Annotated in this window: 15 protein-coding genes; 7 read left to right on the forward strand and 8 right to left on the reverse strand. The window is 72.1% G+C overall.

The annotated features are described in order from the left end of the window. Nucleotides 1–9 precede the first annotated feature (9 nt). From wecB to ACJ9NR_RS33900, 5 genes are all read right to left on the reverse strand, one after another. On the reverse strand, nt 10–1,239 hold the full coding sequence (wecB, locus tag ACJ9NR_RS33880) for a non-hydrolyzing UDP-N-acetylglucosamine 2-epimerase (RefSeq protein WP_412490857.1): 1,230 nt from the start codon (nt 1,237–1,239) through the stop codon (nt 10–12). A 4-nt stretch (nt 1,240–1,243) separates the two neighbouring features. Then, complete coding sequence (locus ACJ9NR_RS33885) at nt 1,244–2,503, reverse strand: nucleotide sugar dehydrogenase (protein ID WP_412490856.1); 1,260 nt, start codon at nt 2,501–2,503, stop codon at nt 1,244–1,246. Next, nucleotides 2,503–3,273, reverse strand: a complete 771-nt coding sequence (locus ACJ9NR_RS33890) for a WecB/TagA/CpsF family glycosyltransferase (protein ID WP_412490855.1) — start codon at nt 3,271–3,273, stop codon at nt 2,503–2,505. Before ACJ9NR_RS33890 ends, ACJ9NR_RS33885 begins: the two co-directional genes overlap by 1 nt. Next, nucleotides 3,270–4,436 carry a hypothetical protein gene (locus ACJ9NR_RS33895; RefSeq protein ID WP_412490854.1) on the reverse strand — a complete coding sequence of 389 codons (1,167 nt, stop codon included), beginning with the start codon at nt 4,434–4,436 and terminating at the stop codon, nt 3,270–3,272. The genes ACJ9NR_RS33890 and ACJ9NR_RS33895 overlap by 4 nt, the downstream gene beginning before the upstream one ends. 278 nt (nt 4,437–4,714) lie before the next feature. Next, nucleotides 4,715–5,332, reverse strand: a complete 618-nt coding sequence (locus ACJ9NR_RS33900; RefSeq protein WP_412490853.1) for an acyltransferase — start codon at nt 5,330–5,332, stop codon at nt 4,715–4,717. Nucleotides 5,333–5,652: 320 nt separating this feature from the next. Between ACJ9NR_RS33900 and ACJ9NR_RS33905 the strand changes: the two genes are divergently transcribed. Next, nucleotides 5,653–6,603: a GNAT family N-acetyltransferase gene (locus tag ACJ9NR_RS33905; RefSeq protein WP_412490852.1), complete on the forward strand. Its 951-nt coding sequence runs from the start codon at nt 5,653–5,655 to the stop codon at nt 6,601–6,603. Nucleotides 6,604–6,876: 273 nt separating this feature from the next. On the opposite strand, the gene ACJ9NR_RS33910 is transcribed toward ACJ9NR_RS33905, so the two are convergent. The 3 genes from ACJ9NR_RS33910 to ACJ9NR_RS33920 all read right to left on the reverse strand — a co-directional run bounded on the left by ACJ9NR_RS33910 (nt 6,877) and on the right by ACJ9NR_RS33920 (nt 11,243). After that, nucleotides 6,877–7,584: an HpcH/HpaI aldolase family protein gene (locus ACJ9NR_RS33910; RefSeq protein ID WP_412490851.1), complete on the reverse strand. Its 708-nt coding sequence runs from the start codon at nt 7,582–7,584 to the stop codon at nt 6,877–6,879. 61 nt (nt 7,585–7,645) lie between these two features. After that, nucleotides 7,646–8,314: a GntR family transcriptional regulator gene (locus tag ACJ9NR_RS33915; RefSeq protein ID WP_412490850.1), complete on the reverse strand. Its 669-nt coding sequence runs from the start codon at nt 8,312–8,314 to the stop codon at nt 7,646–7,648. A gap of 325 nt (nt 8,315–8,639) precedes the next feature. Beyond that, nucleotides 8,640–11,243 carry a PA14 domain-containing protein gene (locus ACJ9NR_RS33920; protein WP_412490849.1) on the reverse strand — a complete coding sequence of 868 codons (2,604 nt, stop codon included), beginning with the start codon at nt 11,241–11,243 and terminating at the stop codon, nt 8,640–8,642. A gap of 156 nt (nt 11,244–11,399) precedes the next feature. Between ACJ9NR_RS33920 and ACJ9NR_RS33925 the strand changes: the two genes are divergently transcribed. The 6 genes from ACJ9NR_RS33925 to ACJ9NR_RS33950 all read left to right on the forward strand — a co-directional run bounded on the left by ACJ9NR_RS33925 (nt 11,400) and on the right by ACJ9NR_RS33950 (nt 20,449). Then, entirely contained in the window at nt 11,400–12,413 is a 1,014-nt protein-coding gene (locus ACJ9NR_RS33925) for a LacI family DNA-binding transcriptional regulator (RefSeq protein ID WP_412490848.1), read from the forward strand. 143 nt (nt 12,414–12,556) lie between these two features. Further along, the gene (locus ACJ9NR_RS33930; protein ID WP_412490847.1) at nt 12,557–13,654 is read left to right on the forward strand and encodes an ABC transporter substrate-binding protein; all 1,098 of its coding nucleotides are present in this window, start codon (nt 12,557–12,559) and stop codon (nt 13,652–13,654) included. A gap of 1 nt (nt 13,655) precedes the next feature. Continuing rightward, the gene (locus ACJ9NR_RS33935) at nt 13,656–15,173 is read left to right on the forward strand and encodes a sugar ABC transporter ATP-binding protein (protein ID WP_412490846.1); all 1,518 of its coding nucleotides are present in this window, start codon (nt 13,656–13,658) and stop codon (nt 15,171–15,173) included. Beyond that, complete coding sequence (locus tag ACJ9NR_RS33940; RefSeq protein WP_412490845.1) at nt 15,166–16,128, forward strand: ABC transporter permease; 963 nt, start codon at nt 15,166–15,168, stop codon at nt 16,126–16,128. The genes ACJ9NR_RS33935 and ACJ9NR_RS33940 overlap by 8 nt, the downstream gene beginning before the upstream one ends. Beyond that, nucleotides 16,125–17,156: an ABC transporter permease gene (locus ACJ9NR_RS33945; protein ID WP_412490844.1), complete on the forward strand. Its 1,032-nt coding sequence runs from the start codon at nt 16,125–16,127 to the stop codon at nt 17,154–17,156. Before ACJ9NR_RS33940 ends, ACJ9NR_RS33945 begins: the two co-directional genes overlap by 4 nt. Beyond that, entirely contained in the window at nt 17,153–20,449 is a 3,297-nt protein-coding gene (locus ACJ9NR_RS33950; RefSeq protein ID WP_412512749.1) for a TIM-barrel domain-containing protein, read from the forward strand. The genes ACJ9NR_RS33945 and ACJ9NR_RS33950 overlap by 4 nt, the downstream gene beginning before the upstream one ends. The last annotated feature ends 54 nt before the right edge of the window (nt 20,450–20,503 follow it).

A 20,503-nucleotide genomic window follows, 5' to 3' on the forward strand; every position in this document is an offset into this window, starting at 1 on the left:
GCAAGCGGATCATATGGGGAACGTTCGGTCCGTGGGTCTCGTCCGGTCGACGGGTGACTCGACCGGTGACTCGACGGGCGGCTCGTGGCCGGCGGGGCCCGGCCGTCCGGTCGACGGCGGCGGGCCGGCCGGTGCCGGCAGGTCGGTCGGCCGCGGGCGCGTGGCCGCGCCGCCCCCTTCCAGCAGTACGCCGGCGATGCGGTCGCCGGCCCGGCCGTCCCACAACGCGGGCCGGCGCGGCGCGGGCGGAGCGTCCAGCACCCGGTTCACGGTGGCCACGACGCGCTCCGGGTCCCGTCCGGCCAGCACGTTGGTGCCCTCCTCGACGGTGACCGGGCGCTCGGTGTTGTCCCGCAGGGTCACGCAGGGCACGCCCAGCGCGGTCGTCTCCTCCTGTACGCCGCCGGAGTCGGTGAGGACGACGCGGGCGGCGTCCTGCAGCGCGATGAAGTCCAGGTACCCGGCGGGCGGCACGAGCCGGATGCCTCCCGGCACGCCGATGTCGGCCAGCTTCCCGGCCGCCCGCGGGTGCACGGGCAGCACGAGCGGGCAGCGGCCCGCGATCTCACCCAGCGCCTTCAGGAGCCCGGCGAGGACCGCGGGGTCGTCGACGTTGGCCGGGCGGTGCAGGGTGACCAGGCCGAACTCGCCCTTGGACAGGCCGAGTCGGCCGAGTACGTCCGAGGCGCGGGCCCGTTCCAGGTTGGCCAGCAGGGTGTCGATCATGACGTTGCCGACGAGGTGGACCTGGTCCTCCCGGTAGCCCTCGGCGCGCAGGTTGTCCACGGCGTCGGGGGAGGGGGCCAGCAGGTAGTCGGCGACGCGGTCGGTGGCGACCCGGTTGATCTCCTCCGGCATGCTCCAGTCGCGGCTGCGCAGGCCGGCCTCGACGTGGGCGAGCAGCGGTCCGGCCTTGGCGGTGACCAGGGCGCAGGCGAGCGTGGAGTTGATGTCGCCGACCACGACGACGATGTCGGGGGACACCTCCTCGAGGAGCGGCTCGAACGCGGTCATCACGCGCCCGGTCTGCTCGGCGTGGCTGCCCGAGCCGACCCCGAGCCGGCGGTCGGGCGGTCGGATGCCGAGGTCGGCGAAGAACACGTCGTTCATGGCCGGGTCGTAGTGCTGGCCGGTGTGGACGAGGAGGACCTCGGCGCCCCGGGCCTCCAGGGCGTCCATCACCGGTTTGATCTTCATGTAGTTGGGGCGTGCGCCGGCGACGCAGACGATGCGCGGCATGGATTCAGAGCACCTCGATCGTGGGCCCGGCCGGGAGCCGCCGGCGGCAGTCCAGGACGAAGGGCGCGTGTTCGGCGACGAGTTCGTAGTCGAAGCCGTCGTGGTCGGTCAGCAGCACCACGACGTCCGCGTCCGCCAGCTCCCGCGGCGTCGGCTCGACCCGCACCAGCCGGGTGTCCGCCGGCAGGCCCTCGACGACGTGCGGATCCGCGGCCCTGACCTGGGCGCCCATGTCGAGCAGCAGCTGGGAGATGCGCAGGGCCGGCGACTCGCGGGCGTCGCCGGTGTTCTTCTTGTACGCCAGGCCCAGCAGCAGGATCCGCGAGCCGTTGACGGAGCGGCGTCTGGCGTTGAACAGGTCGGTGATGCGGCGTGTGACGTACTCGGGCATGTGGTTGTTGATGTCGTTGGCCAGCTCCACGAACCGGAAGCTCTGGCCGAGTTCGCGCTGCACCCGCCAGGACAGGTACGAGGGGTCGATCGGCAGGCAGTGGCCGCCGACACCCGGCCCGGGTGTGAACCGCATGAACCCGAAGGGCTTGGTGGAGGCCGCGTCGATGGCCTGCCAGATGTCGATGTCCAGGTGGTGGGCGAACATCGCGACCTCGTTGACCAGCGCGATGTTCACGTGCCGGAAGGTGTTCTCCAGCAGCTTGGCCAGCTCTGCCTCCTTCGGCGAGCCCACCGGCACGGTGGTGTCGACGAGTTGGCCGTAGAAGCCCTCGACCGCCTTCAGGGACGCCTCGTTGACGCCGGAGACGACCTTGGGGGTCTCCTTGAAACCCCATACGGCATTGCCGGGGTCGATCCGCTCGGGGCTGTAGCCGAGGTGGAAGTCGGCACCCGCGGCCAGGCCCGAGCCCTCCTCCAGGATCGGGCCGAACATCTCCTGGGTGGTGCCGGGGTAGGTGGTCGACTCCAGGACGACCGTGGCACCGGGGCGCAGGTAGCGGGCGAGGGTGACGGCCGATTCCCTGATGTAGCGCAGGTCCGGCATGCCCTCGTGCAGCGGGGTCGGCACGGTCACGACCGCGACGTCGAATCCGCCGCAGTCGCGGGCCGCGTCGCTCGCGCGGTAGGTGCCGTTGTCCAGTGCCGCCCGGACCCGCTCGGAGGAGACGTCCTCGACGAAGGACTCACCGGCGGCCAGGCTCTTGATCCGCCGGGTGTCGACGTCGTAGCCGACCACCTCGTGTCCGACCTCGGCGGCCCGGATGGCCAGCGGGAGGCCCACGTAACCCTGTCCCACGACGACGACACGCATCAGTGACTCCTGTTCGCGGGAGCGGCCGACGGGGAGAGCCGGAACAGCTCGCGCGCCGTCATGAGGAGGAAGGAGGCATTGGTGGTCAGATAGCGCCGGCCCAGCCGGCGCGGCTCCTGCAGCGCGCGGTAGAGCCACTCCATGCCCCACCGCTGCCAGGAGGCGGGGGCCCGCTTGGTGACCCCGGCCAGGATGTCGAAGGAGCCGCCGACCCCGTGCACCACACGGGCGCCGGTGCGGCTGCCGTAGGCGGCGGTGAAGATCTCCTTCTTCGGCGAGGTCATGCCAAGGAAGAGCATCTGGGCGCCGCTCCGCGCGATGCCGTCGGCGATCTCCCTCTGCTCGGAGTCGTCGAAGTAGCCGTTGCGGCTGCCGGCCACCTTCAGCGCGGGGAAGCGGTCGGCCACCTTCAGCAGCATCCGCTCCAGCACCTCCTGCCGGGCGCCGAGGAAGTACACCGGGACGCCGGCGGTCTCCGCCTCGGCCAGCAGGCGCAGGAACAGGTCGATGCCGGCCACCCGTTCGGGCAGCGGGGCGCGCAGGATCCGCCCCGCCCACACCACGGCCTGGCCGTCGGCGAGGACGAGGTCGCAGCCCGAGACGGCCCTGGCGAGACGGTCGTCGCGCCGCATGTTCACCAGCTTCGCGGCGTTGACCACACCGATCTCCAGCTGCCGTCCCTCCCGCACCGCCTCGAGGCAGCGCTCGACGGTCTGGTCCATGGTCAGAGGGTCCAGCTCGACCCCGAACAACTGCTGACGCGGCGTCATATCCGGCCCCCCTGCCAGGCGTGGAGCATCCAGCCGAACTCGTAGGGCCGGCACTCGCGGTCCACCGAGAGGGGGCGGTACATCCGGTCCAGGGCCCTCAGCCGCAGGCCGGGCGCGACGCGGGTGGACAGGCCGCGGGCGGCGCGCACGGCCTTCTTCGGGTCCCCCCGGTGGACCTTGCGCCAGGTGGCGCCGAGCTCGTCGAGGATCAGCGGCTCCCGGTGGTCGGAGCCCGCCAGTTCGGGTACCTCCGTCATCCAGCGCAGGCCCTTGCGGATCGCGGCGCCGAAGTCGGTGCCGCCCGCGTCCGCGAGGTCGAACAGGGCGGTCGGGGCCATCGCGTGCTGGTGGACGCTGTAGACGGGGTAGCCCTCCACGACGCCGCCGGTGCGCGCGTCGTAGTGCCACCACCACTGCCCGCCCTCGCCCTGCAGCTCGCAGATGCGTGCCGCACAGGCATCGGCGGCGGCCAGTGCCTCCGCGTCGCCCTGGTCGGCGCTCGCGTGGGCGCGCGCCAGGGCCTGCAACGGGTAGGTCTGGTCGGCGAAGCAGCTGATGTGGGACCGGTACCGGGACACCAGGCCGGGGCCGGTGGCGTGCGGGAAGAGCGGGCTGTCGCCGACGCGGGCGCGCAGCAGCCGGTCGCGGGCCGCGGTGAAGCGGTCCTCCACGTCGACCGCCTCGCGGGCGGCCGCGAGGGCGGACAGCACCCACGCCGCCTCGACGGTGTACTGCGGCCGGCCCTCCTCGTCCAGCGCGTGGACCCGCGCGAGGGCGTCGGAGAGTTTGGGATGGTCGGTCTCGGCGGCGGCCCAGGCGATGAGCGCCGCGTCGCCGAGGTTGGTCACCGCGGGCAGCGACTCCACCAGCAGGCCCGCGAACTCCTGGGCCGTGCGCCCGCCGAGCGCCGCGCGCTGGCGCTCCTCCGGCAGGAAGCGGACCCCGAGCACGGTGATGGCCCCGTAGCGGGCGCTGGTCCCGCGCCGCTCCAAGGTCCAGGAACCGTCCGGGAGCTGCCGCCCGGCCATGGTGAAGACGAAGGCCTCGCTGCCGGGCAGCAGCATGGATGGAAGCCCCGACTCCGCGACCTTGAGGAGTCGTTGGGCGAGCGCGAGAAGCGGCGGTTCCTCATGACCGAGTGCCGCCAGACGTGTGGTGGTCATCGTGTGGACACACCAACCCCCCTGGGTCCTGTGAACAGACGTGGTGATCGCCGCGGAGCGGATGGTGACGCGGCGCGAGGCGGACGTCGGACGTCGCAGCCGTCAGATGTGGTGCGGTGGAGCGTGGTCGCCCCTGATTTCAGACACAGGTGTCCCCACCCCTGTAACCCCCCTGGGCACTACCGGTTCAGTGCGCTCATTGTGCTTGCTCTGCACACTTCGCACACATGTTATGCCGGTAGATGTTCGAAGATTTGCGGTTTGGGAGAAACCGGCCGTCACGCACGCTCGACGAGTCCGCCGCTCTCGCCGTCCTCGTGGCCCTTCTCCTCGTACAGCGCGCCCGTCTCGGGGCACTCCCACACCCCCGGCTCGCCGTCGCGCTCGGTCAGCCGGACGCCGGCCCGCCCGACCCAGCCGATGCGCCGCGCCGGGACACCGGCCACGAGCGCGAAGTCCGGCACGTCCCGGGTCACCACGGCGCCCGCCGCGACCAGCGCCCAGCGGCCGATGTGCACCGGCGCCACGCACACCGAACGGGCCCCCACCGACGCCCCCTCGGCCACGACCACGGCCACCGCGTCCCAGTCGCCGCCGCGCTTCAGCCTGCCCTCGGGGTCGACCGAGCGCGGGAAGTAATCGTTGGTGAAGACCGCGGCCGGGCCGACGAACACCCCGTCCCCGAGCACCGCGGGCTCGTAGACCAGCGCGTAGTTCTGCAGTTTGACGTTGTCTCCGATGCGGACACCGGGGCCGACGTACGCCCCCCGGCCCACGATGCACCCGCTGCCCAGCCGGGCGTCCTCCCGGATCTGGGCCAGATCCCACACCGCCGTCCCGTCACCGATCACGGCCGTCGCGTCCACCTGGGCGGTCGGCTGAATACTCGAGCTCACCGGGCTGAACCTTTCTGCTGGGTTCCGGGCGTTCACGACGGGATCCGCATTCCGCCGCGGCCGACGGGAGGCGGAAGGCGGCGATCGCCCGTACGGCCTCGGGGTGGCCGTGACCCGTGGGGCGCGAACGGATGCCCGAGCCGCCGGACGGCGGGGGTGCCTTCACGAGATCACCATACGTTCGCCGCACGCACCGGTGAAAGGATTCCGCACGGCTGGGGCTGATCTCGGCCACCTCAGGCAGCCGGGGTCCTGCGGTGCCTTCCACACCCCGGAAACCGGTTCGACGGCATCGGGGGGCCCTGGCACAGTGACGCACCATGGATGACTCCGAGCTCCTGACCGCGGCGGACGTACGGCTGATGCAGGACCTGGCGCGACGGGTCACGGCCCTCCGTCCCGACCTGGTCAACAGCGACGCGTCGGTCGGCGAGCTGGCCTGGATCTGGGGCAGGGGCAACGCGAGCGCCGGAGAGAGCTGGCGACGCCGACTGTGGTTCTCCGGCGGCGAGTTGGTGGCGTGGGGGTGGGCCTTCCTGCCGCGCCGGGTGAGGCGCGACGACGGGTCGGTGAAGGACGTCACCGGAGCCTGCCTGACCTACCAGGTCCATCCCGCCCACGCCCCGCTGGTGGACGAGGTGATCGACTGGTACGACGGCGTGGCGGCCGGCACCGAACGCGCGGTGATACCGCAGGCCGCCGACGAACCGGCACTTCAGCGCTGGGCGGCGCACGGCTACCGCACCGATCCGGACTCGCTCGGCGACAGCGGCTCCTGGACCCAGCTCAACGTCCGGGACCTCGATCACGTGGAACGGCCGGTGCTGCCGCCCGGATTCCGCTTCCGTACCGCCGACGAGACAGGACCGCGGGCCGCGGTCCGGGCCCACGTGGACGCCTGGTCGCCCACGTCCTACACGCTCGAGGGCTACGAGGGCGTCCGGCGGACCCCGCCGTACCGCGGCGACCTGCACGTCCTGGTCGAGGCCCCGGACGGGACGATGGCCGCGTCGACGATCATGTGGCTCGACGAGGCGAACGCGACCGCCCAGTTCGAACCGGTCGGAACGCACCCCGGCCACCGCCGGCGCGGCCTCGCCACGGCGATGCTGCTGCACGGGATGCACCTGGCGCGGGCGGCCGGGGCCCGTCACATGACGGTCGTCTGCCTGGGCGCGCCGGGGCGACCGGAGGCGCGCGGGCTGTACTACGGCGTCGGATTCCGCGCGTTCACGCGGGACGTGCCGCTCATCAGACCCGCGGACCGCTGAGCGGACCGGGTGACGTCCGCCGCGGGGCGGCAGCACTTCCCAAGGGGTGTGCCGGGCTGTGCGGGGCCGAGGCCGTCACCCGCCTGCTGGTCCCGCGCGCGAGCGAACTCGTGCCCGGCGGTCGGGGCCCGGTTCCCGGATGTCCGCAGCCTGATCGGCACGGGGAGCGTCGCCCTGCGCCCGGGGGCGGTGGCGGCGTACCGGTCGCCGCACGGGTGAGGTGCGGCGCCTGCGGGCGGCCGCCGCACCCCCGCCGGGCGCCGGCACGGGGAGCTAACGCAGGGCCGCGACCCCGTCGACCAGCAGATCCCGGTCCGTCCGGGCCGCCAGCACCTCGAACCCCAGGCCGGCCAGGTGCCGGGCCCGCGCGGGGCTGCCCGCGTAGACGCCGGGGATGACGTCGTTCGCCCGGCACGCGGACACGATCGCCCGCAGCTCTCCCTTGTCACCCGCGAGGAGTTCGTCGAGCGCGACGCCGAGGGACAGGGCGAGGTCGTAGGGCCCGACGAAGATCATGTCGACTCCGGGCGTCGCGGCGATCTCCTCGACGTGGTCGAGTCCGGTGCGCGTCTCGACCATGGCGCCGCAGACCGCCCGGCGGTTGGCCTCCTCGGCCCCGATCTCCGTCCGGCCCCAGTACGGGGCGAAGGGTCCCCAGCTGCGGTTGCCCACGGGCGGGTAGCGCACGGCGGCTGCCGCACGGGCGGCCGCCCCGGCGCTCTCGATCATGGGGACGATGACCCCGCGGGCCCCGGCGTCGAGCGCCCGGCCGATCTCGCCGGGGTCGAGCGAGCACACCCGCACCAGCGTGTCGACCTCGGGGACGACGTGCAGCGCGTCGCGCATCGACCGGTCGTCGTAGAAGCCGTGCTGGGCGTCGAGGCCGATCCACCCGGGGCTGCCGTGGCTGACGGCCTCCGCCGCGGCGGCGCCCAGGAGCGACCACACTCCGGTGCCCGAGGCCGGGGTCCACGTCGTCATTCGGGTCACGTTGATGTCTCCTCGTGTGCCGTGCTTGCCCCCGGATTCTGCCGCACGCCGCTCAACTCGATCGCCCGGCACCGGAGGCGGCGTCGGCGGCGAGGCGCCGGTGGGCGGCGAAGAGCGCGAGCGCGGCGCCGGTGTCGCGGGCGCGGAGCGCGGCGAGGAGTTCCCGGTGCTCACCCGGGACGCGGTCGAGCCGGCCCCGGGTGCCGCGCCCGATCCGGGTCAGCAGGAACAGGTGCACCTGGCAGCGGACGCCGTCCCACGCGTCGGCCAGGCGCCGGTGGCCCGCGGCGGCGAACACCGCGTCGTGGAAGGCGATGTCGTAGCGCACCATCTCGTGCGCGTCGCCCGCCCGTTCCATCAGGCCGGCCGTCTTCGCGACGGAGGCGAGGTCCTCGTCCGAGGCGCGCGCGACCACCTCGCGGACGGCCAGGTCCTCCAGGGCACCGCGCAGGCTGTCCAACTCGGCCACGTCGTCGGCGGACAGCGCGGTCACCGTCGTGCCGCGGTGCCAGGCGCAGTGCACCAGGCCCTCCCGTTCCAGCAGGCGAAGGGCTTCGCGCACCGGGCCGCGGCTGACGTCCATGTCGGCGGACAGCTCCACCTCGCGCAGTTGCGCGCCGGGGGCGTAGGTCCCGTCGAAGACGGCCTCCCGGATGCGGTCGGCGACCTCGTCGGCCAGGCCCCGGCGCCGGGCCGGGGTCACTCGACGCCGTTCGTTCATCGCCTGCACCTCCTGGATGGGCGCCGAGTCACCGTGTGACTCGTCATGTGACTCGTTCTCGATGTCGGCATCGCCGAGCGTGCCGCCCGGGACCCCCGGGACCGAGGAACCCTCGTCCCCGGCACCGGGGTGCACGGTGTCGCCGCGCGGTCCGGCCGGCGACGCCGGGCCCAAGGCGTTCGCCGAGGACTCGCGGGTCTTCGCCTCCCGACCGGCCGCGGTGCGGTCCGCCCGTCGCGCGGACGGGCGGACCGCACCTTCCTCCTGGGTCAGCGCAGGACGCTCGGCGCGGCGCGGGGAGGCGTGCGCCGAGTCCGGGCGGGTGTCAGGCGCACCCGGCCGGAGTGGCCCGTGAGGCGTCGGAGATCAGCGCCCGCTGGGCCTTCCTGAGCCGTTCGACGTCGGGCTTGACCACCTTGCGGTCGTACGTCATCAGGCCGTTGAGCTCGCCCTCGACGTCCGAGATCTGGGTGTAGACCGCGCCGTTGCCGCCCTTGCAGGCCAGCGCGTGGACCTCGGCGAGTTTGGCCAGGTAGTCGTCGGTGTAGGTCGAGGGGTCGACGTCCACGTACGACTGCTGCACCGACCAGGCGTGGCCGGGCACCGCGAGCCCCAGACCGCCGTACTCGCCGCTGACCAGGGCGCGCCGGCCGTCGGGATGCGGTGGCAGGGCGGGGCTGGGATAGCCGTGCTCGTCCATGATGTCGCCGGTGCCGCCGTCGGCCCCGAGATTCAGCCCGGACATGGAGTTGACCAGCCGGGTCGGGTCCCAGGACTTGGCCTGGTCGGCGATGCGGGCCATGTCGTACTGGCCCCATCCCTCGTTGAAGGTGACCCACATGACGACCGCCGGGCTGCTGATGTGCTCGTCGATCATCTGCTTCATCTCGCGCTCGTACTCGGCGCGGGCCGCGGTGGACGGGTTCACGCCGGCCGTCATCGCCGGCATGTCCTGCCACACCATCAGTCCCAGCCGGTCGGCCCAGTAGAACCAGCGGTCGGGCTCGACCTTGATGTGCTTGCGCACCGAGTTGAAGCCCATGCGCTTGTGCATCTTCAGGTCGAAGGCGAGGGCCGCGTCGGTCGGGGCCGTGTACAGGCCGTCCGGCCAGAACCCCTGGTCGAGCGTGGCCATCATGAAGACCGGCTTGCCGTTGAGGACGGTGCGCGGCACGCCGTCGATCTTCTCGACCTTGATGGAGCGCATGCCGAAGTAGCTGCCGACGCGGTCGGCCCCGACCCTGACCTTGAGGCCGTAGAGGTAGGGGTGGTCGGGCGACCACAGGTGCGGGTCGCGGATGTGCAGGGTCAGGGGCCGGCCGCTGCGGCCGGTGACCGTGGCCACCTTGTGCCGGCCGGCGTAGGCCGTCGCCGTGACCGGCAGCCTGTCGCGCACGCCCTGCGGCTCGACGGTGAGCGTGCCGGCGTCCACGTCGGGGGTGAGCTTGAGCTGATCGACGTGGTCGGCGGCGACCGGCTCCATCCACACCGTCTGCCAGATGCCCGAGGTCGGTGTGTACCAGATCCCGCTGGGGTCCAGGCGCTGCTTGCCGATCGGCGGGTTCTCGCCGTTCGCCGCGTCGGTGGGGTCGTAGACGCCGACGATCAGCTCCTGGGTGCGGCCGGGCTTCAGCGCGTCGGTGATGTCGGCGCTGAACTTGTCGTAGCCGCCCTGGTGTTCGGCCACCTCGGTGCCGTTGACGTAGACCTGGGCCTTCCAGTCGACCGCGCCGAAGTTCAGTTGCAGCCGCTTGCCGGAGCCGACCTTCCAGCCGCGCGGCACGGTGAAGGTGCGCCGGTACCACATGCGGTCCTCGTGCCGTTCGATCCCCGACAGCTGGGACTCGACGGGGTAGGGGACGAGGATCCTCTCGCCGAGGTTCCGGCCCACCGGAGGCCGCTCGCCCGCCGTGGCGGCGGCGAACTGCCAGGAGCCGTTGAGGTTCCGCCAGGCGCCCCGGGTCAACTGCGGGCGCGGGTACTCCGGATGGGCGTTGCGCGCGGAGACGTCGTCGGCCCACCTGGTGCGCAGCTCGTAGGTGGACTTGTTGGCGCCGCTGCTCCAGAAGGAGCTGACAACGTTGCCGCCCGTCCCGGTCAGGCCGCCCTTGCCGTCGTAGCGGACGTCGGCGAGGCCGGGCGCGGTGCCGGTCTTGTTGCCGACGACGGGCTCCTTCAGCGCGATCAGCAGCGTACGCGGGTCGGCGGGATCCAGCTTCGCGTCGCCCAGCGGCCAGGTGGCGCCACCGATCACGGCGTCGAAGTGGCCGCCGATGCCGGACGGCGGCGCGCCGAGCGGCTGCGCGAAGTCGAGTTTCAGGGTGCGGCCACTGGCCAGGACGCTGGTCGAGACGGCCCCGTCGTAGGCCCATCCGTCGGGGAGGCGGAAGGCGGACTGCGGGACGGCGGTCTTGGTGCCGCCGGGCGGGGTCCAGCGCAGATGGAGGTTGGAGCCTCCGTAGTGCTCGAAGTACTCGACCTTGATGTCGTAGGCCCTGCCCGCGGTCAAGTCCACGGGGGCGCCGGTCTGTTCGCGGTCCCAGTCGTCGACCCAGTGGTCGATGACCATCTTCCCGCCGACCCACAGCCGGAAGCCGTTGTCGCCGATGATCGAGAAGGTGGTGGGCCCGGTCTTCTCCGGGACGATCTTCCCGGTCCAGCGGACGCTGACGTCGTCCGACTGGCCGGTGGCGAAGCTCAGACGCGGCTCCAGGGTGTCGAAGTCGAGGTTCGGGTCGAAGCCGGTGGCTTTGAGCTGGTCGAAGTCGAAGGCGCCCGGGGCGGACTGGGTGTAGTAATCGCCCTTCAGGCCGTGGACCTCCACGGGGTCGTCGGCCGCGGTCGCGGCGGGTGCCGCGGCGAGGCCCGCGGCGCCCAGTGCCGCGGCGAGCAGCAGGGCGAGGCGTTGACGGACGGGTCTGATGCGCACGAATCCTCCTTGGCTGAGGAAGGGTGGCGGCTCGTTGCTTCAGTCTGTACAACGTTGGAAGGAACGGCAGTTGGCATGAGAGCACGGCTCCCGGCCCCTGTCCAGGGTCATGACAAAGCCCGTGGACGGGGCATCCATCGACGCTGAGGAGATCCCTTGCGGGTCAGCCTGAAGGACGTGGCGGAACGCGCGGGCGTTTCGATCAAGACCGTGTCCAACGTTGTGAACAACTATCCGCACGTCACGCCGGGTATGCGGTCCCGGGTGCAGGCGGCGATCGACGAGCTCGGGTACCGGCCGAACCTGACCGCGCGGCATCTGCGCAAGGGCCGTACGGGGATCATCGCGCTGGCCGTTCCCGAGCTGGGCAACCCCTACTTCGCCGAGCTGGCCGGAGCCGTGATCGACGCGGCCGCCGAGCACGAGTTCACCGTCCTGCTCGACCACACGCGCGGCGAGCGCGAACAGGAGATCCTGGTCAGCCAGGGCTTCAGCGGCCGGGTGATCGACGGGCTGATCCTCAGTCCGCTGGCGCTGGAGGCCGAGGATCTGCGGGGCCGCGCGGACGACGTACCGCTGGTGCTGCTCGGTGAGCGCGAGTACGACCTGCCCTTCGACCACATCGCGATCGACAACGTCGCCGCGGCGCGGTGCGCGGTGCGCCATCTGCTCGGCCGCGGCCGGACCCGGATCGCCTACCTGGGCGCGCGTACCGACTCCGTGAACCAGCCCGCCCACCTGCGACTGGACGGCTGGCGCGAGGAGCTGGCGGCGGCCGGGGTACCCGCGCCGGACAGCCTGGTGGTGCCGGTCGGCGGCTGGGACCGGGACGACGGGGCGCGGGCGATGGCCCAGTTGCTGGACGCCGGCGTGCGCCCGGACGCCGTCTTCGCCTTCAACGACCTGATCGCGATCGGGGCGATGCGGGTGCTGCACGAGCGGGGCCTGCGGGTGCCCTGGGACGTGGCGGTGGTGGGGTTCGACGACATCGCCGAGGGGCGCTTCGGGGCCGTCACCCTGACCACCGTCTCCCCGGACAAACAGGCGATCGCCAAGATGGCCGTGGGCTCGCTGCTGCGCAGCCTGTCGGGCCGCGAGGAGCCCGGCGGGCGCGAACTGACCGCGCAGTTCAGGCTCGTTGAACGGGAGAGCACTCTCGGCCGGAGGTGACGGGATTTCGGACGGAAGGCTTTACACGGCCCTTCCAACGATGTAAAAACCTCCCCGGAACGACGTGCACGCCGAGTTGACCGCAAGAGCCAGCCTCCCCGGGAGCGCTCTCAGCTCCGGGGCCGCGCCGTTTGGGGACAGCCATGAAGCCCACCGCACTTGTCCGTCGCACCTCCGCACGAACCCTCCTCGCCGCCGGCCTCGTGACGAGCCTCGCGCTCGCGACCGGATGCACCAAGTCCGAGGACGACTCGGGCAGCAAGGCCTCCGCCTCGAAGCAGGACGACGCCGGCCAGGTGGTCGCCTCGCCCGCCGCCGGCTCGGGACCGACCTGCACCATCGACGCCTACGGCGGCCGGAAGCTCGACCTGAAGAGCGCCACCGTCGGCTTCTCCCAGTCCGAGAAGGCGGCCAACCCCTTCCGGATCGCGGAGACCGCCTCCATCAAGGCCGAGGCCAAGAAGCGGGGCGTGAAGCTGCTCACCGCCAACGCCCAGTCGCAGTTCTCCAAGCAGATCAGCGATGTCCAGGACCTCATCGCCAAGGGCGCGGACCTGCTGGTCATCGCCCCGCTCAACTCCGACGGCTGGGGACCGGTGCTGCGCACCGCGGCCGCCAGGCACATCCCCATCGTGACCATCGACCGCAAGATCAACGCCACCGCCTGCAAGGACTATGTGAGCTTCATCGGCTCCGACTTCGTCGAGCAGGGCAAGCGGGCCGCCGACTCGATGATCGCGGCGACCGGCGGCAAGGGCGAGATCGCCATCCTGCTCGGCGCGGCCGGCAACAACGTCACCACCGAGCGCACCAAGGGCTTCGAGGACCGCATCAAGGAGAAGGCCCCCGGCCTGAAGATCGTGTTCCGGCAGACCGGTGAATTCGCCCGCGAGAAGGGCCAGTCGGTCACCGAGAACCTCATCCAGTCCAAGCCCGGCATCACCGGCATCTACGCCGAGAACGACGAGATGGGCCTCGGCGCCGTCAACGCCCTCAAGGGCGCGGGCAAGAAGCCCGGCGACGTCAAGATCGTGACCATCGACGGCACCCGCAACGCCGTCCGGGGCATCGTCGACGGCTGGATCCACGGCGTGATCGAGTCCAACCCCCGCTTCGGGCCGCTCGCCTTCCAGACCCTCGACACCTTCACCCAGGGCGGGAAGGTGGGTGAGGACATCGTTATCAAGGACAGTTCCTACAGCAAGAGCAACGCCCGGTCGGACCTCTCCAAGGCCTACTGACGTGCTCTCGGTCAACCGACTGTCCAAGTCCTTCCCCGGCGTGCGCGCGCTGTCCGACGTGGACTTCACCGCCCGCGCCGGGGAGGTGCACGCACTCGTCGGCGAGAACGGCGCGGGCAAGTCGACGCTCATCAAGGTGCTCACCGGCGTCTACCGGCCCGACGCCGGCGAGGTGACGTACGACGGCGAACCGGTCCGCTTCAGCACCCCCCTGCAGGCCCAGCAGGCGGGCATCTCCACCATCTACCAGGAGGTCAACCTCGTCCCGCTGATGAGCGTGGCCCGCAACCTCTTCCTGGGCCGCGAACCCCTCGGCCGGCTGGGCCTGATCGACTTCCGGCGCATGCACCGCGAGGCCGACGAGGCCCTGAGCCGACTCGGCATCCGCGTCGACGTGCGCCGGCCACTGCGCGAACTCGGCGTCGGCGCACAGCAGATGGTCGCCCTCGCCCGCGCCGTCGCCGTCGACGCCCGCGTCGTCATCATGGACGAGCCGACCTCCTCCCTCGAACCCCGCGAGGTGCGGACCCTGTTCGGGGTGATCCGCATGCTGCGCGGGCGCGGCGTCGCCGTCGTCTATGTCAGCCACCGCATGGACGAGCTGTACGAGATCTGCGACACGGTCACCGTCCTGCGGGACGGACGCCTGGTGCACTCGGGGCCGCTGGCCGGCCTCGACCGGCTCAAGCTGGTGGCCATGATGCTCGGCCGCGAGATCGGCGAGGTGCGCGCCGAGGGCATGACCAAGTTCTCCGGCTCCCACGGCACCACCGCCGAACCGGTGCTGCGTGCCGAGGGCCTGACGGCCGGTCACCGGCTGCGCGAGGTGTCGCTGTCCATCCGCCCCGGCGAGGTGGTGGGCCTGGGCGGACTGCTCGGCTCGGGCCGCAGCGAGACCGCCAAGGCCATCGCCGGGGCGCTGCCCACCGACGCCGGCCGGGTCACCGTCGCCGGCGCTCCGGTGCGGGCGGGCTCGACCGCCGCCGCCATCCGCGCCGGCATCAGCCTGCTGCCGGAGGACCGCAAGGCCGAGGGCATCGTGCCCGGACTGTCGGTGCGCGAGAACATCGCGCTCGCCGCGCTGCCCGCGCTCTCCCGCTTCGGCCTCGTCGACGACAGCCGCGTCGACCGGATCGTGGAGACGTTCATGAAGCGGCTGCGCATCAAGGCCGCCGGACCGCACCAGAAGGTCGGCGAACTCTCCGGCGGCAACCAGCAGAAGGTGCTGCTGGCCCGCTGGCTCGCCCTGCACCCCAAGGTGCTGCTGCTGGACGAGCCGACCCGGGGCATCGACGTCGGCGCCAAGGCGGAGGTCCAGGCACTCATCGACGAACTCGCCGACGACGGCCTCGCCGTGCTGCTGATCTCCTCCGACACCGAGGAGCTGATCGAGGGCAGCGACCGCGTGGTCGTCCTCAAGGACGGCGCCGTCGTCCGCGAGCTGACCGGCGACGCCGTCACCGAGGACGAGCTGATGCGCGCCATCGCGGCCGTGTCCGCCGGAGGCAAGGATGGCTGAACTCACCCTCGCACGCGGCTCACTGGACCGTGACCGGCTGCTGCGCCTGCTCCAGGACTACGGCGTCTACGCCGGTGTGGTGGCGCTGCTGCTGTTCAACTTCGCCTTCACCCCGCACTTCGCCTCCGCGGCCAACTTCCGCACCCAGGCCGTGCAGGTCGCCCCGGTCCTCATCGTCGCCCTCGGCATGGCGCTGGCGATCGGCACCGAGGGCGTCGACCTGTCGGTGGGCTCGGTGATGGCCCTGTCCACCTCGCTGCTCTCGCTCTACCTCGGCTACGGCCCCTGGATCGCCGCCCTCGTCGCGGTCGCCGGCGGCGTCGTCGTCGGCGCCGCGAACGGGGCGCTCATCGCCTTCGTCGGCGTCCAGCCGATCGTGGCCACCCTCGCCCTGATGGTCGCCGGACGCGGACTGGCCCTCGTCCTGCTGCCCCAGCTCAAGGACGTACGCGATCCGGGCCTTGCGTCACTCGGCTCCGGCGACGTGCTCGGCGTCCCCTACCTGGTCCTGATCGCCGCGGCGCTCGCCCTGCTGGTGGCGTTCGTGGTGCGCCGCACCACCTTCGGACGGCAGGTGCTGGCGATCGGCGACAGCCGCCCCGCCGCCCGGCTCGCCGGACTCCCGGTGCGCCGCGTCCTGGTGGTCGTCTACGTCTGCTCCGGCGCCCTCGCCGCGATCGCCGGCGTCCTGGCCACCGCCCGACTCAGCGCGAGCGACCCCACCTCCCTCGGCAACCTGATGGAACTGTCCGCGATCACCGCCGTGGTCGTCGGCGGCACCCCGCTCAGCGGCGGACGGGTGCGCATCGGCGGCACCGTGGCGGGCGCCGTCCTCATCCAGCTGCTCACCACCACGCTCATCAAGCACGATCTGCCGCCGTCGTGGACCCAGATCGCCCAGGCCGTGGTGATCGTCCTCGCCGTCTACGCGGCCCGGGAACGAGGCAGGAGATGACCACGCACACCGAAGAGGCCGGCCTGCCGGCCGACACCGCCGGCGCCGGGGACGGCGATCCCGTGCGCACGAACCGCTCGGAACGGCTGAGCGCCCTCGCCCAGCAGCACGGCGCCCTGGTCACCCTCGTGATCGCCATGACCGTCGCCTCGCTGAGCTTCGACACCTTCCTCACCGGCGACAACCTCGAGAACATGGCGCTGTCCTCGGCGTTCCTCGCCGTGGTCGCCCTCGGCATGACCTTCGTGATCGTCACCGGCGGCATCGACCTGTCCGTCGGCTCCCTGTTCGCCCTCGGCGGCGTGCTCGCGGCCTGGGGCTCGCGCTACGGCACCGCGGTGGCGCTGCTGCTGCCGCTGGCCGTGTGCGGACTGATCGGCCTGGTCAACGGGTTGCTGATCGCACGCGTCCGGCTGGCGCCGTTCATCGTCACCCTCGCGGCGATGCTGGGCGCCCGCGGCATCCTGCTGGCCGTCACCGACGAGGGCTCCACCACGTACCTCGTCGACAAGGACTCCTTCTTCGCCGCCCTCGGGCAGGGCTCCCTGCTCGGCGTCGGCGTGCCCGTGTGGATCACCGTGGCGCTGTTCGTGCTCGGCGCCGTCGTGCTGCGCCGCACCCGCTTCGGGCAGTACGTCTACGCCGTCGGCGGCAACGAGGACGCCGGAGCCCTGATGGGCGCCCCCGTGGCCCGTACGAAGATCTCCGTCTACACCCTGTCCGGCCTGTGCGCCGGACTCGCCGGCGCCCTCAACGCGGCCTGGCTGGTGTCCGGCGTGACCATCCTCGGCAACGGCATGGAGCTGGAGGCCATCTCGGCCGTGGTCATCGGCGGCACCCTGCTCAGCGGCGGTTTCGGCTTCATCAGCGGCTCGCTCGTCGGGGTGCTGCTGCTGAAGGTCATCCAGAACGTGATCAACCAGATCGGCTCGCTCGACTCCGCCTACCAGCAGGTCGTCAGCGGTGCCTTTCTGGCCGTGGTTGTCGTCGCCCAGACATGGCTGGGCCGGAGGCGGAGAGTGCTGTGAAACCTTCCCTGACAAGATCCTGGCGCAGACTGCGCACACCCGTCGTCGTCCAGCTGGCGGCCGGCGCGGTGGTGGCAGTGTGCCTCGCCACCCCGGGCGTCGCGGCGGCGGGCACCGCGCACCGGCAGCCCCACAGAGCCACGGTGACCGTGCAGAACGCCCGGTTCGAGGTCCTGTCGCCGACGCTGATCCGGACCGAGTACGCCGGGGACGGCCACTTCGAGGACCGTCCCACCTTCAACGCGATCGGCCGGGACTCCTTCAGCCCGCCCCACTACACCTCGTCGGTCCACGACGGCGTCCTGACCATCACCACCAGTGCCATGACCCTGCGCTACCGGGTCGGCTCCGGCCCCTTCGACGCCGGCAACCTGACGACGTCCCTCAAGGCGGGCCCGGCACCGGTGCTGGCGGCGCCCTGGCAGCACGACGTCTGCGCCGTCGGCACCCTGTGCGAGGCCGAGGACCAGCGCTACGACGGCCCCGGCCTCGCCTCCGATCACAGCGGGTTCACCGGCAAGGGCTTCCTCGCCGGTTTCCAGGTCGACAACAACTCCCTCGCCGCGGACGTGAGTTCGCCGGCCTCCGGCACCTACGACCTCGCCGTGCGCTATGCCAACGCCGTCGGCGGCGACGGCCGCCACGAGACCCGCACCCTCAGCCTCAGCGTGGACGGCGGCGCCGACCGGACGTTCACCCTGCCCGAGACCTCCGACTGGAACACCTGGGGCGTGGCCCGGCTGCCGCTGACGCTCGGCGCCGGCCCCCACACCGTCCGGCTGCACCGCGCCGCCGGCGACTCCGGGAACGTCAACATCGACAGCCTCGCCCTCCTCGCCTCCGGGGCGAGCTACCCCTCCCGGGCGCAGAGCGCGGTCAACGGCTGTGCGTTCGGCACCAGTTGTGAGGCCGAGGACGCCCTCCTCGCGGGTTCCGCGACCGTCGCCACCGACCACAGGAACCACGCCGGCTACGGATTCACCGCCGAACTCAACCAGGGGTCGCGGGTCTCGGACCGCATCACGGGCGTACCCGAGGACGGCACGTACCTGCTGAACCTGCGCTACGCCAACGGCACCGGCAGCGACGGCCTGCACCAGTCACGTACGCTCGAGGTCGCCACCGGCGGTGGCGCCACCCGCACCCTCACGCTCCCGGCCACCGACAACTGGGACACCTGGCAGTCGGCGTCCGTCCCCGTCCGGTTGACGGCGGGAACCGACGAGGTCACCCTGAACTGCCCCCATGCCACCAGCTGCCACGTCAATGTGGACACCCTCTCCGTCAGCCGGCAGGGCGACCCCGCCCCCGCGCCGCACCTGGCCCTGGGCGGCTACCGGCGCAGCCTGGACGGCTTCAACGGCGACAACGACCCCACTCCCTGGACCACCCCCGGCCTGCTGCACCGCGACGGCTGGTACCTGCTCGACGACACCCCCTCCGCGATCTACGACCCCGCCACCGAGAAGGCGTCCCAGCGCCCCACGCACCACGGCCGGCCCTACCAGGACGGCTACCTCTTCGGCTTCGGGCACGACTACCGGCAGGGCCTGTCCGACCTCGCCACCCTGACCGGGCCGTCCCAGCTGCTGCCCCGCTGGGCCTACGGCGTCTGGTACTCCGAATACATCGACCGCACCGCGAGCGACTACGAGAACACCATCCTGCCCGCGTTCCGCGCCGCGGACGTACCCCTGGACGTACTGGTCACCGACACCGACTTCAAGTCGCCCAACACCTGGAGCGGCTGGAACTTCGACCCGGCCAAGTTCCCCGACCCCAAGGGCTTCTTCGACTGGTCCGCCGCCCAGGGGCTGCACAACACCCTGAACGTGCACCCGAGCATCCTCGGCACCGACCCGCAGTTCGCGAAGGCCCAGAGCACGGCCAAGGGCAAGCTGCGCAAGGGCGGTTGCGCGGGCGGCGCGGGCTCGGACTGCTACACCTTCGACTTCGGTGACCCGGACCAGCTCAGGGCCTACCTCGACCTGCACCGCCCGATGGACCGGGCCGGCAACGACTTCTGGTGGCTGGACTGGTGCTGCGACGCCTCCCGTTCCTCCCAGCCGGGCATCACCCCGGACGCATGGATCAACCAGAAGTACGCCGACCTGACCTCCGAGACCGGCGGCCGCGGCTTCGTCCTGTCCCGCGCCTACGGATCCCTGCAGGCCGGCGGCTACAGCGGAGGCGTCGGCCTGCCCACCGGCCCCTGGGCCGACAAGCGCAGCACCCTGCACTTCACCGGTGACACGACCTCGAACTGGGGCACCCTGCGCGCCGAGATCGGCTACACACCGGGTGAGTCCGCCGCCACCGGCCTGGCCGCCATCAGCCACGACATCGGCGGCCACAACGACGGCTACGGCATCCCCGGCGCGGAGACGTACACCTCCGGCGGCCAGACCCACCGCACCACCAAACTGCCCGATGACCTGTACGCGCGATGGGTGCAGTTCGGCACCTTCCAGCCCGTCGACCGGCTGCACAGCAACCACAGCGACCGGCTCCCCTGGCAGTACGGCTCCGAAGCGCGCGGGTCCGCCGAGAAGTTCCTCCGGCTGCGCGAGGCGCTCGTGCCGTACACCTACACCCTGGCGCAGCAGGCCGGCAGCACGGGAACCCCGATCGTCCGCCCGCTGTACCTCCAGTACCCCGAGGAGGAGACCGCCTACGCCAGGGCTGACAGCGAGTACCTCTACGGCCCCGACATGCTGGTCGCCCCGGTGGCGAAGCCCGGCACCGACACCACCACCTCCGTGTGGTTCCCGCCGGGCCGGTGGACGGACTACTTCACCGGCCGCTCCTACACCGCCCCCGCCGGCGGCGCCACGTACGACATCAGGACCACCCTGGACACCATGCCGGTCTTCGTCCGGGCGGGCGGCATCGTCACCACGCGGTCGGACAACGTGGCCGGCGACGCGCAGAGCACGCTCGACCACGTCAGCGTCTCGGTCGCCTCGGGGGCGTCCGGCGCCTTCTCCCTCTACGAGGACGACGGCACCGGCGCCGGCCGCCGGCACACGGCCACCACCCGCATCCGCTACACCGAGCACGAGGGCGCGCACCTGCTGCGGATCGCCCCCACCAGGGGCACCTTCCGGGGCCAGGCGAGGCACCGCACCTGGACCGTGTCCTTCCTCGGAGTCGAACGGGCGCCGCAGCAGGTCACCGCGGGCCACAGGCGGTTGACGGCGTCGGTGTGGCACTGGGACGCCGACGCCCACGTCCTGCGGATCACCCTGCCCCCGCACGGCGTCCGCGGCGCGGTGAGCATCGGGTACCGGTAGCGGGCCGGCACGGTGCGCAGGGGCCCGCGCGTCGGCTGCCGCGCGGGCCCGGGA

Origin of the sequence: Streptomyces sediminimaris (genome assembly GCF_047049295.1) — a bacterium.
Lineage (GTDB): Bacteria > Actinomycetota > Actinomycetes > Streptomycetales > Streptomycetaceae > Streptomyces > Streptomyces sediminimaris.